At 71.8% G+C, this 10,733-nt stretch carries 7 protein-coding genes; 4 read left to right on the top strand and 3 right to left on the bottom strand.

Features of this window, described 5'->3' with window-relative positions:
• Window positions 1-52: 52 nt before the first annotated feature.
• The 3 genes from ABZ951_RS06815 to ABZ951_RS06805 form a co-directional block, all read right to left on the bottom strand.
• Complete coding sequence (locus ABZ951_RS06815) at window positions 53-856, bottom strand: alpha/beta fold hydrolase (RefSeq protein ID WP_344083790.1); 804 nt, start codon at window positions 854-856, stop codon at window positions 53-55.
• 10 nt (window positions 857-866) lie between these two features.
• Window positions 867-4,019: an amino acid adenylation domain-containing protein gene (locus tag ABZ951_RS06810; protein ID WP_344083793.1), complete on the bottom strand. Its 3,153-nt coding sequence runs from the start codon at window positions 4,017-4,019 to the stop codon at window positions 867-869.
• Window positions 4,020-4,188: 169 nt separating this feature from the next.
• Window positions 4,189-5,967: a non-ribosomal peptide synthetase gene (locus ABZ951_RS06805; protein WP_344083796.1), complete on the bottom strand. Its 1,779-nt coding sequence runs from the start codon at window positions 5,965-5,967 to the stop codon at window positions 4,189-4,191.
• 531 nt (window positions 5,968-6,498) lie between these two features.
• Between ABZ951_RS06805 and ABZ951_RS06800 the strand changes: the two genes are divergently transcribed.
• The 4 genes from ABZ951_RS06800 to ABZ951_RS06785 all read left to right on the top strand — a co-directional run bounded on the left by ABZ951_RS06800 (window position 6,499) and on the right by ABZ951_RS06785 (window position 10,703).
• A complete protein-coding gene (locus ABZ951_RS06800) occupies window positions 6,499-7,272 on the top strand; it encodes a methyltransferase domain-containing protein (protein WP_344083799.1) in 774 nt (257 codons plus the stop codon).
• 568 nt (window positions 7,273-7,840) lie between these two features.
• On the top strand, window positions 7,841-8,824 hold the full coding sequence (locus ABZ951_RS06795; RefSeq protein ID WP_344084286.1) for an iron ABC transporter permease: 984 nt from the start codon (window positions 7,841-7,843) through the stop codon (window positions 8,822-8,824).
• Window positions 8,821-9,882, top strand: a complete 1,062-nt coding sequence (locus ABZ951_RS06790) for an iron ABC transporter permease (RefSeq protein WP_344083802.1) — start codon at window positions 8,821-8,823, stop codon at window positions 9,880-9,882. Before ABZ951_RS06795 ends, ABZ951_RS06790 begins: the two co-directional genes overlap by 4 nt.
• Window positions 9,879-10,703 carry an ABC transporter ATP-binding protein gene (locus tag ABZ951_RS06785; protein ID WP_344083805.1) on the top strand — a complete coding sequence of 275 codons (825 nt, stop codon included), beginning with the start codon at window positions 9,879-9,881 and terminating at the stop codon, window positions 10,701-10,703. Before ABZ951_RS06790 ends, ABZ951_RS06785 begins: the two co-directional genes overlap by 4 nt.
• Window positions 10,704-10,733 lie beyond the last annotated feature (30 nt).

Here is a 10,733-nt window from a genome sequence, read left to right as displayed (position 1 = left end):
CGGAGATGTCCGCGTTCGGGGAAAGTTCGGGGAAAACGGGGTCGTCGACCGGTCAGGGCGACGTCGTGTCGGCCCGCCCGGTGACCATTCGATCCCGCAGCAGGGCGACGACCGCGGACTGCTGCGGCTGCGACGAGAGGTAGAAGTGCCCGCCGGGGAAGACACGGAGCTCGTGCGGGCCCGTGGTGTGGTCGGCCCAGGCGGCGGCCTGGTCCAGGCTGACCCGGGGGTCGCTGTCCCCGGTCAGGGCCACCACGGGTGAGGTCAGCCGTGGGCGGGGCCGGTGACGGTAGCTCTCCACGGCCCGGTAGTCGGCGCGGACGGCAGGGAGGACCATCCGGAGGACGTCCGGGTCGGAGAGCAGCTCGTCCTCAGTGCCGTCCATTTCTCTCAGCTCGGCGACCACGGCTTCGTCGTCCATGGCGTGGAGAGGCTTGATGTCGTCGGGGCACGAGGGGGCGCGCCGCCCGGAGACGAACAGCGCCTGCACCGGAGTGCCGCGGTCCTGGAGCTGGTTGGCGACCTCATAGGCGACCAGGGCGCCCAAGCTGTGTCCGAACAGGGCCAGCGGGAGGTCGTCCGGGCAGGCGGCGGGTGACGTCAGCGCGGCGACGACGTGGTCGGCCAGCTGCCCGATGTCGGTCAGGGGCGGTTCGTGGTGCCGTTCGAGGCGACCGGGGTACTGCACGGCCAGCACGTCGAGGTCTCCGGCGAGGGCCTGGGAGAAAGGGAAGAAGTAACCGGCCGAGCCGCCCGCATGGGGAAGGCAGACCAGACGGGCGGAGGGCCGGTGTGGTGTGGCGTGGAAGCGCCGCAGCCAGCGTTCGACGGCGGCCGGGGCGAGGGAGAAGCTCATGGGAGGCCTTTCAGGAACTCGTGCAGGACGGCCGGCGGGCGAGGTCCGAGATCTGTGTCAGTGCCGTGCGCAGCTCTTGTGCGAGCCGGCGGACGTGGATGTCCTCGACGCCGTCCTCCCGCCACAGGATCACCAGTTGCCACGATCCGTCGGCTGCCGGGACGGCTTCCAGCATCAGTTCGACGGCGGTGCGCGGAGGCCGCACCCGGACCGGATCCATCGTCACCTCGTCGCCCAGGCGGCCGCTCGGCGGCTCGGCCTGGAGGACGGCGAAGGCCTGGAACCAGGGGTGTCGGCCGCGGTCCGGGGCCAGCTCGCGCACCAGCTCGTCGAAAGGCGTGCGCGTGTGCGCGAGACCTGCCACGACCCTGTCCGCCACCCGGCCTACCAGCGAGTCGACGTCCCCGTCCCCGCCTGCGGAAACGCGGATGCCGAAGGGGTTGACGAAATAGCCGATCACGTTCTCCAGAGCGGGGTCGAAGCGGCCCGCCGTGACCGAGCCGAGAGCGAAGTCTTCGGTTGCGAAGGTCCGGGCGATCGCCCTTGCGGCGCCGGCGACCAGTGCGGTGAGCGGCGGGCCACCGTGCCGGGCCGACACCTTCGCCAGTCTGCCGACCGTCTCGGCGTCCAACCGCAGCGCGGTCTCCAGCCGGCGGGCTTCCCCGCCGCCCGTGGGCGCGGGCAGGAAGGGGCGGGGTGCTCGGCACAGCTCTTCCTGCCAGAAGGGAAGGTCGTTCCCGGCCCACTCGGCGAGCCGGGTCTCCTCCCAGGCGCTGTACCTGCCGTACGCGAGCCGCTCCTCGTGCCGCACCGGCGGCGGTCCGGCCGCCCGGGCCCGATACGCGGCCTGCAGGTCCGCCACCAGCACGGATTCCGACCAGCCGTCGAAGGCGATGTGGTGTACCTGGACACACAACAGATGCCGGTCCGCGGCCAGCCGGCACAGCCGGACCCGCAGCGGCACCTCGTGCTCCAGGGAGAACGGGCGGTCCCACCAGTCGGCGGTCACCGCCTCCGCCAGTTCCTGGAGCCCGAGCCCGGTCGCATCTGCCGGGGCTGCGGTCAGTTCCATACCGATGCCCGCCTCGTCCAGGGGCAGGACGCGCTGCACAGGGGCTTCCCCGGCCCAGGGGTACGTGGTGCGCAGCCCAGGATGCAGGCGCACGGTGTCCTGGACCGCCTCGGCCAACACCTGCGCGTCCAGCGGACCTGTCAGCGCGTAGGCCAGCACGATCATGTTGTCGGCGGCGCCCGGGGAGCTCATCTCGGCGAGCCAGAAGCGCTGTTGGGCATGCGAGAGCGGAGCGTCACTCTCCTCCTTCCCCGCGGGCTGCGGAAGCACCTCGGCAGGCACCGCGGCTCCCGTCGAGCAGTGGGCGCCGATGTCCTGGAGGGTGCGCAGCCGGTAGACATCCGAGGCCGTCAGCCCGGCGTTCAGGCGGTGGCCGAGCCGGGCCGCCAGCCGGATGACGTCGAGGGAGTTCGCCCCTGCGAGCACGAGGTCGTCCCGCCTGCCGAGTGCGGGCAGGCCGAGCAGGTCGCGCACCTCGGCAAGCAGCGGGTCCGCCTTCCGCGGGGTCTGCTCCGGCACTGCGAGGCGGCCGAGCACCTGCTGTGCCGAACGCGCCACCGCCGTGCGATCGGTCTTGCCGTTGCCCGTCAGCGGAAGCCGGTCCAGGTGGGGGAGCACGGTCGGCACCATGGCATCCAGCAGGTGCCGTGCGGCGAAGGCGCGCAACTCCGCCGCGTCCAGCGGCTGTCCGTGCGTGGTGGCGTATGCCGCAGCCAGTGCCCTGCGGCCCGGGGCGGTCTCCACGGGCAGCGCGCAGACCGCCGTGATCTCCGGGTGCGACTCCAGCACGGACTCGACCTCGCCCGCTTCGATCCGTACCCCCCGGATCTTGAACTGATGGTCGATCCGGCCCCGGTACCGCAGCAGACCTTCCGCGTCGCGCACGGCCAGGTCGCCCGTGCGGTAGTAGCGGGTGCCGTCGGCGTGGAAGAAGCGGCGCTCGGTCTCCTCGGGGTTGTCCGCGTACCCCAGCGCGACGCCGTCGCCGCCGATCGCCAGTTCCCCTTCACCCGGCTCGCCGTCGGGGACGAGCCGGCCGCCGGGATCCAGCAGCGCGACCGCGGTGCGCGGCAGCGGGGTACCGATGGGGATCTCGGCGCTGTCCTCGGCCACGTCCTCGGGGCGGATGATGTGGTGGGTGGCGAAGATGGTCGCTTCGGCGGGCCCGTAACCGTTGACCATGTGCAGCTCCGGGAAACGGCGGAGCACTCGCCGGGCGGCGGCGACGGGCACCCGTTCGCCGCCGACGAGCAGCAGTCGCAGCCGGCCGAAGAGGTCCGGCCGTTCCTCGGCCAGCACGCCGAACAGCGAACTGGTCAGCCACAGACTGTTGACGCCGAGGCGTACGACCCGCTCCAGCTGCTCGGCGTCCAGCGTCGCCGAGCCCGCCTCCAGCAGGACACTGCGGCCGCCGTTGAGAAGCGGTGCCCACAGCTCCAGCGACAGGGCGTCCCAGGGCAGGGGCGCCGCCTGGAGGAAGACGGAGCCGGAATCCAGCGGGATGGAAGGGCAGTTGACCAAGGTGCGCAGAGTGCCCCGGTGCGGGGAGAGTACGCCCTTGGGCCTGCCCGTGGAGCCCGAGGTGTAGAAGATGCTGGCGGTACGGGTACCGTCGAGCTCCGGCGGGGGTGCCGCGGCCGGATCACCCATGAGCAGGGTGCCGAGGGGCACCGCGGGAATCTCCTTGTCCACGCCGGGAACGGGCTCTTCCGTGATGAACAGCTCCGTTCCCGTTCCCCGCACCGTGTCCAGCACACGGGCGTGGGGCCACTCCGGATCGGTGGCGACGTAGGCTGCACCGGCGCGCAGCACCCCCAGCAGGGCGACCACCAGCTCGGGGGAGCGCGCCATGCGCACGGCGACCCGCCCGCCCGCGCTCACGCCGCGCTCGCGCAGGGCTGCGGCGACGGAGTCCGCGCGCCGCGCCAACTCGCCGTAGGTGAGCAGGTCGTGACCCTGTTGTACGGCGATGTCCGCGGGCCGCAGCCGGGCATGGTGAGCCACCACCTGCTCGATGCGCTCACCGTGGACATAGGGGTCACAGGGGTCCGGACGGCTCGGCGGGGCACTGGGGGACGACGAAGGGTGCATGGGGGAGATCACCGTGTTCTGGACGCGGGACGGGAGGGGCGGGGCGAGCCGGGGACGGAAGGGGACGGGCGGGCGGCTGCGACCGTGCTCGTACAGCTCTGCGCGGGCTACACCGCGGGCGTGCCCGCAGGACACCGGCGAGCCGGGTCGGTGGGTGGCCCCGGAGCGGTCATCGACCGGGCACCTGAGAGCGCGAGGCGTCGATGGCCGCTGCCAGATCCTTCAGCCGGGTGTTGTCCAACAGGGTGGGGAAGGGCAGCCGGGCGTCCAGCTCGCGATTGATGCGGTGGTGCATGCGGAACGCCAGGAGCGAATGGCCTCCCAGGCCGAAGAAGTCCTCGTCCCGGCCGGCCTGCTCGACGTTCAGCAGGTCCTCCCAGAGCCGGGCCAGGTAACGCTCGGTCTCGTTCTGCGGCTCGGAGTAGGCCGCCGCGCGGGTCTGCTGGGCGGCGAGCACCTCGCGCAGCGCGTCCAGGTCGCGCTTGCCGTTCACGGTAGCCGGAATCTCGTTCTGCAGGATGAACCGGCTGGGCACCATGAAGTCGGGCAGGTCTCGTTCGGTGCGGGCGCGCAGCTCCTTGACGTCCAGGGAGCCGTCGAGGACCACGAAGGCCACCAGCCTGCGGTCGTTGCCCTCGCCGTCGGTGAGTACCACGGCCTCCTGGACCTCCGGGTAGCGGCGCAGCCCGCGCTCGACCTCGCCGGGCTCGACGCGGTAGCCGCGGATCTTCACCTGGTCGTCGGCGCGGCCGACGAAGACCAGGACCCCGTCCTCCCGCTGCCGGGCCAGGTCGCCCGTTCGGTACATGCGAAGAACGGTGCCGTCCTCGGCGGGCACGTCGAGAAAGCGCTCCCGGGTGAGGTCGTCGCGGTCCTGGTAGCCGCGGGCCACGCCGGGACCACCGACGAACAGCTCGCCGATCTCGCCCGGGGCGACCGGCCGGAGCCCGGCGTCGAGGATCCGGACCGTCGCACCCGCGATGGGATGACCGATCGGGATGACGTCGGACTCGGCGTCCTCCCGGGTCACCAGGTGTGCGGTGCACCCGGTGGTGATCTCCGCGGGGCCGTAGCAGTTGTAGAGGCTGCCGGAGAACCTGCCGCTGAGCAGCGAGCGGCAGGCGGACGGCAGGAGAACGTCACCGCCCGCACCCAGTACCCGCAGCGAGGCGAAGGCGTCCCGGTCCTCGTGCACGACATGGTTGACGACCATGGTCGGAACGACCATCGCGGTGATGCCGTATTTCTTCATCTGCCGTGGGAAGCCGGCGGCGAGCAGTTCCGGCACCGTGGGCAGGACGACGGTCCGGGCGCCGGCCGCCAAGGTGGTCCACATCTCGAAGTGGAAGGCGTCGAAGGAGACGCTGGAGACCTGTCCTGTCCGGTCCTCCGGCCGGAGGACGGGCATGCCCGGGTTGCAGGCGAAGGAGACGATGTTGCGGTGCTCCAGGACGATCGCCTTCGGCTCGCCGGAGGACCCCGAAGTGAACAGCACACTGGCCGCGTTCTGCGGTGCGACGACGCCCTCGTCGCGCCGTCCTTCGAACTCCGACCGGTCGCTGACGGCGACGACTTTCGCGGAGATCTCGCCGATCCGGTTCTCCCAGCCCTCCTCGGTGAGGATGACCTTGGCGCCGCTCCTGCCGAGCATCAGATGGCGGCGCGCCTCCGGATAGCGGGTGTCCACCGCCACGTAGGCGCCACCTGCCTTGAGGATCCCGAGCACGGCTACGAGAAGTTCGACGGACCGGTGGAGGTAGACGCCGACCCGGTCCTCCGTATCGACACCGTGACTGCGCAGCAAGGCGCTGACCGCGTCGGATTCCTTGTCCAGCTCCCCATAGGTGAGCGACCGCCGGCCGTCGCTGACGGCGACCCGGTCGGGGTGGAGCTGCACCGAGCGACTGAAGAGCTCGGTGAGCGTGCCGACGTCTGTGCTGGTTGTCACTGCTTCCTCCCGTAGGCCCGCGGGCTGTACTGCCGTGTTCACGTTGGTTACCGACGTCTCAGCCGCGGCCGAGGCGACGGAGGGCGCGGAACCGCAGCGAACCTCCGGACACGCATTCACCGAACGGAACTGCTCGGCCCCGGAAAAGCTAGTGAGGCTTCCGGACATGCGTCGACGAATTCCGGAGTCGACGAGAAGCCATGGCAGAAAGAAGCCAGCCCGTCTGGAATCTCAATAAGTGAGACGGCGGGAGAGCGCAGTTGCCTCAATGGCCGTGGCGGCCAATTCCGGTGGCAGATCCGGTCGAACAACCGGCAGGAACCGGCTGAACAAATGGATCGGACCTCGCACGGAAGCAAAAAGACCGCTGAGTGACCATAGGTATACCAGGCGACCAGAGGCGGGTCACTCGTGGGTAATCGGACTCACGCTGTACACGGCTCTGCCGCTCACGCGCTTTCTCGTGCGAATGATCAGCAGATGAGAAGCGGGAACTTCACAGCATTCATTCGCTGTGCATAGGGTGGCGCCATGAAAATCAATACCCAGACAGCCAGGGCAGGTTCGTTCGGTACGGCTGCTGCTGCCTACGATCGCGGGCGCCCTCCGTATCCTGCTGAAGCCATCGACTGGCTGCTTCCGCCGCAGGCACAACGCATCCTCGATCTCGGTGCCGGCACCGGTAAATTGACGGTCGACCTGCACAGGCGCGGCCTGGATGTCGTGGCCGTGGAGCCTTCCGACGGCATGCGCGAGCAACTGTCCCGCGTGCTGCCGGACGTCCCGGCCCTCGCCGGGACCGCCGAGCGGATACCGCTCGACGATGACAGTCTCGATGCCGTCCTCGTCGCGCAGGCCTGGCACTGGGTCAACACTGCGCAAGCCCTCCCTGAGGTAGCACGGGTGCTTGCCCCGGGCGGGCAGCTCGGGCTGTTGTGGAGCAACGTCCGTGACGCGCGAGTGGACTGGTTGGTGGAGCTGGAGCGCATCGTGGGAGGCCCCGGGAGCGAGCCTTCCGCCGGAGCCGGCCGGGTCGACGAAGTCGAGGACGGCGTTGCGGCCGCTGAGTCCTTCTTCGGCCTCGTCGAGCGACACACCGCAGAGTGGAACTACCGTCTCACCCACGACATGCTGGTGGATCTCGTCGTGTCACGCAGTCGCTTCATTACGCTGCCGGAGGCGCAGCAGTCGGCACTTCTCGCCGAGGTGCGGTCGCTCCTGGACACTCATCCGGCACTCGCGGGTACAGACGAGATCGTGATGCCCTATGTGACGGAATGCTTCCGCGCCAGGTGGGAGGGGTAAGAAGGCCCCGCCGGGGGAGGGGGACGCCGCACTGCCGACCCGCGCGCCGCGGTGATACCGGGGCGCGCGGTCACGGCTCGTGGTGAGGGCGGTGTCCGGCCTCGGGCCAGGGGGCAGCGTTTCCACGCGAGTTCGCCGGCCGGTCCGGCTGCCGTCCGCCACGGGGGGTCGCCGCGGACGTTCCCCGGCGAGGGGCCGCCCGTCCGGCTTGCCCTGCGATGCGGGCGCCGGCGGCCGGCCGTCAAGGCGTGCGCTCCGCCGGCCTCTTGGCGAACGGGATCGCGGACCGCATCGTAGAGGAAGGACGGCCGAATCGGCTGTCCGGCGGATGATCGGAGCGGACATGGCTGCTCTCACGGCGCGTGCGGGCGAACTGCGCGCGGAGTGCCGTTCGCTCTGTCGGCGCCTCGGTGGCCAGGGCATTGTCCATTCTCAAAGAAATGCGGGCATTGGCGGCATGCGTCCACCAGGAATTGACATGTTTAGGTTTACCTAACCTAAGGTTCGCCCCGTGAACGCGACCGACGCCCGGCCCATCCGGCCGCCCCGGCCCGCCGCCGGGCGACCCATGGCGGCACGCAGAGCACTCCTCCTCACCGGTGGAGCCGTCCTGCTCGCCGTCTGCGTGGCACTCAGCCTCGCGGCGGGCTCCCGCTCGGTGCCCCTCGGCACGGTGTGGCGGGCCCTGACCGACGGCGACCAGAGCCCGGACGGGCTCGTCGTCACCGGGCTGCGGGTGCCGCGCACGCTGATCGGCATCGTCGTCGGCGCTGCCCTCGGCGTCGCGGGTGCCGTCGCCCAGGGCATCACCCGCAACCCGCTCGCCTCACCCGCAACGCTCGGCATCAACCACGGAGCCGGCTTCGCCGTGGTCGTCGCCAGCTACGCGCTGCATCTCAACCACCCCGCCCAGTACCTGCCCTTCGCCTTCGCCGGTGCGGCACTGGCCACCCTCGCCGTCCTCGCCCTCGCCCGCCGCGCCGGCGACCTGGACCCCGTACGCCTGGCGCTCGGCGGCACCGTGCTGGACGCCGTGCTCATCTCCTGGACCTCCGCGGTGATGCTCACCAGCCACCGCACCCTGGATGAGGCCCGCTTCTGGCTGGCGGGCTCGCTCACCGGGCGGCAGGCCGACATTCTGCTGCCCGTCCTCGCCCCCCTGCTCGTCGGCCTCGTCCTGGCCCTGGCCGTCACGCCCGCGCTCAACGCCCTCGCCCTCGGCGACGAGACCGCCCAGGCGCTCGGCGTCCCGGTCGCCAGGGTGCGCGCCGTCGGCGGGATCTCCGTGATCCTGCTCGCCGCCTCCTCCGTAGCGGTCGCGGGCCCGCTCTCCTTCGTGGGCCTCGCCGCCCCCCACCTCGTCCGCAAACTCGTCGGCGCCGACCACCGCTGGCTCATCCCCGGCTGCCTGATCGCGGGCCCGCTGCTGCTGCTCACCGCGGACGTCCTCGGTCGCGTCGTGCTGCGTCCCGTCGAACTGGAAGTCGGCATCGTGACCGCCCTGCTCGGTGCGCCCCTGCTGGCCTTCCTCGCCCGGAAGGTGGCGCGATGACCTCCGTCGTGACCGATGCGAAGACCCGTGCGACGGGCGGCGGTGCGCTCGCCCGGCAGCGCCGGCGGACCGCCCTGCTGAGCGCGGCCGCCCTGGCGGTGCTCGTGGTGCTGACGGCGATCGGCCTCGGCACCGGCGAGGTGTCGATCCCGCCGGTGGACGCCCTGCGCGGCCTGGTGGGCCTCGGCGACGCCGGCAACGTGATGCTCGTTCAGGAGCTGCGCGCCCCCCGCGTCCTCTCCGCCGTCGTGGCCGGGGCGGGGCTGGGGGTCGCCGGCGCGCTCCTGCAGCGCGTCGCCCGCAACCCGCTCGCCTCGCCGGACGTGGTCGGGGTGACCGGCGGCGCCTCGCTGGGCGCGATCGCCGTCATCGCCTCGGGCGCGCCGGCCTCGCTGATCTCGCCCGCCGCGCTCGGCGGCGGCCTGCTCGCCGCCGGTCTGCTCGGACTGCTGGCCTGGCGGGGCGGATTCACCGTCTCCCGGCTCGTCCTCGTCGGCCTCGCCGTGCAGTCCGGCCTCGCCGCAGCGGTGAACCTCCTCATCGTCCGCTTCCCCGCCGAACTCGCCTCCTCCGCCCTCCAGTGGACCACCGGATCGGTGTACGGACGGACCTGGACCGAGGTCCAGGCCGGGGGAGGAGTGATCCTCGCCGGCCTCGTTCTGGCCCTGGTCGGCCACCGCCGGCTCGCGGTCCTCGACCTCGGTGACGACAGCGCCGGCTCCCTCGGCCTGCCCCCCACCACGGCCCGGCTGCAGCTGCTGCTCCTCGCCGTCGTGCTCGCCTCCGTCGCCGCCGCCCTCACCGGCCCCGTCGGCTTCGTCGCCCTCGCCGTACCGCACATCGTGCGGTTCCTCGCCGGACCGCCCACCACCGGCACTCTCGCGCTGACCGCGCTGGCCGGAGCCGTCCTGCTGCTGGGCGCCGACCTCGTCGTCCTGTACCTCCTGCCCGTCCACGGGCTGCCCGTCGGCGTCGTCACCGCCACGCTCGGGGCGCCCTGGCTACTCGTACTGATGCTGCGTCAAATAAAGCCCCACGCTGGGAGTGCCACCCGATGAGCGCGACGAACGCCGACCAGCTCGCGGCCCAGGGCCTGACGCTCGGCTACGGGAACACCGTCATCGTCGACGGCGTCGACCTGACACTCCCCGGCGGGGCCGTCACCGCCGTCGTCGGCCCCAACGCCTGCGGCAAGTCCACCCTGCTGCGTGGCATGGCCCGGCTGCTGACCCCCACCGCCGGCACCGTCACCCTCGACGGCGCCGGCATCCACCGGATGTCGGCCCGCGCCCTCGCGCGCCGCATGGGCCTGCTCCCGCAGCAGACCGTCGCCCCGGAGGGCATCACCGTCGAGGCGCTCGTACGCCTCGGCCGCTATCCGCACCAGCGGATGCTCACCCCCTGGTCCGCCGCCGACCAGACCGCGGTGGAGGAGGCGCTCGCGCGCACCGGCACCGAGCCCCTGCGCGACAGGGCCGTCGACGAACTCTCCGGCGGCCAGCGCCAGCGCGCCTGGATCGCCCTCGCCCTCGCCCAGGACACCCCGCTGCTGCTCCTGGACGAGCCCACCACCTTCCTTGACCTGCGCCACCAGCTCGACGTGCTGGATCTGGTCGGGGAGCTCAACACCGAGGCCGGCCGGACCGTCGTCATGGTCCTGCACGACCTCGGCCAGGCCGCCCGCTACGCCGACCACCTGGTCGTCATGCGTGACGGCCGCCCGGCCGCGGCCGGGTCCCCGGCGGACGTCCTCACCGCCGAACTCGTGGAGGAGGTGTTCCGGGTTCCGTGCCGGGTCGTCCCCGATCCCGAAACCGGCACCCCCCTGGTCGTCCCGCGCGACCGCTCGCGCAAACGCCCCCACTCCACCGCCTCCTGACCTCCACCCCCTCCGACCGCTCGAATAGGG

It is taken from the genome of Streptomyces sp. NPDC046215 (assembly GCF_040646215.1).
Lineage (GTDB): Bacteria > Actinomycetota > Actinomycetes > Streptomycetales > Streptomycetaceae > Streptomyces > Streptomyces stramineus.
The sequence above is the reverse complement of the archived record's forward strand: the minus strand, read 5'-3'. Positions and strand labels throughout refer to the sequence as shown.

Excerpts from the sequence above, each read along its gene's own strand:
- ABZ951_RS06790 (WP_344083802.1), top strand. The coding sequence starts at position 8,821 with ATGACCTCCGTCGTGACCGATGCGAAGACCCGTGCGACGGGCGGCGGT.
- ABZ951_RS06795 (WP_344084286.1), top strand. The coding sequence starts at position 7,841 with ATGGCGGCACGCAGAGCACTCCTCCTCACCGGTGGAGCCGTCCTGCTC.
- ABZ951_RS06815 (WP_344083790.1), bottom strand. The coding sequence starts at position 856 with ATGAGCTTCTCCCTCGCCCCGGCCGCCGTCGAACGCTGGCTGCGGCGC.
- ABZ951_RS06810 (WP_344083793.1), bottom strand. The coding sequence starts at position 4,019 with ATGCACCCTTCGTCGTCCCCCAGTGCCCCGCCGAGCCGTCCGGACCCC.
- ABZ951_RS06785 (WP_344083805.1), top strand. The coding sequence starts at position 9,879 with ATGAGCGCGACGAACGCCGACCAGCTCGCGGCCCAGGGCCTGACGCTC.
- ABZ951_RS06800 (WP_344083799.1), top strand. The coding sequence starts at position 6,499 with ATGAAAATCAATACCCAGACAGCCAGGGCAGGTTCGTTCGGTACGGCT.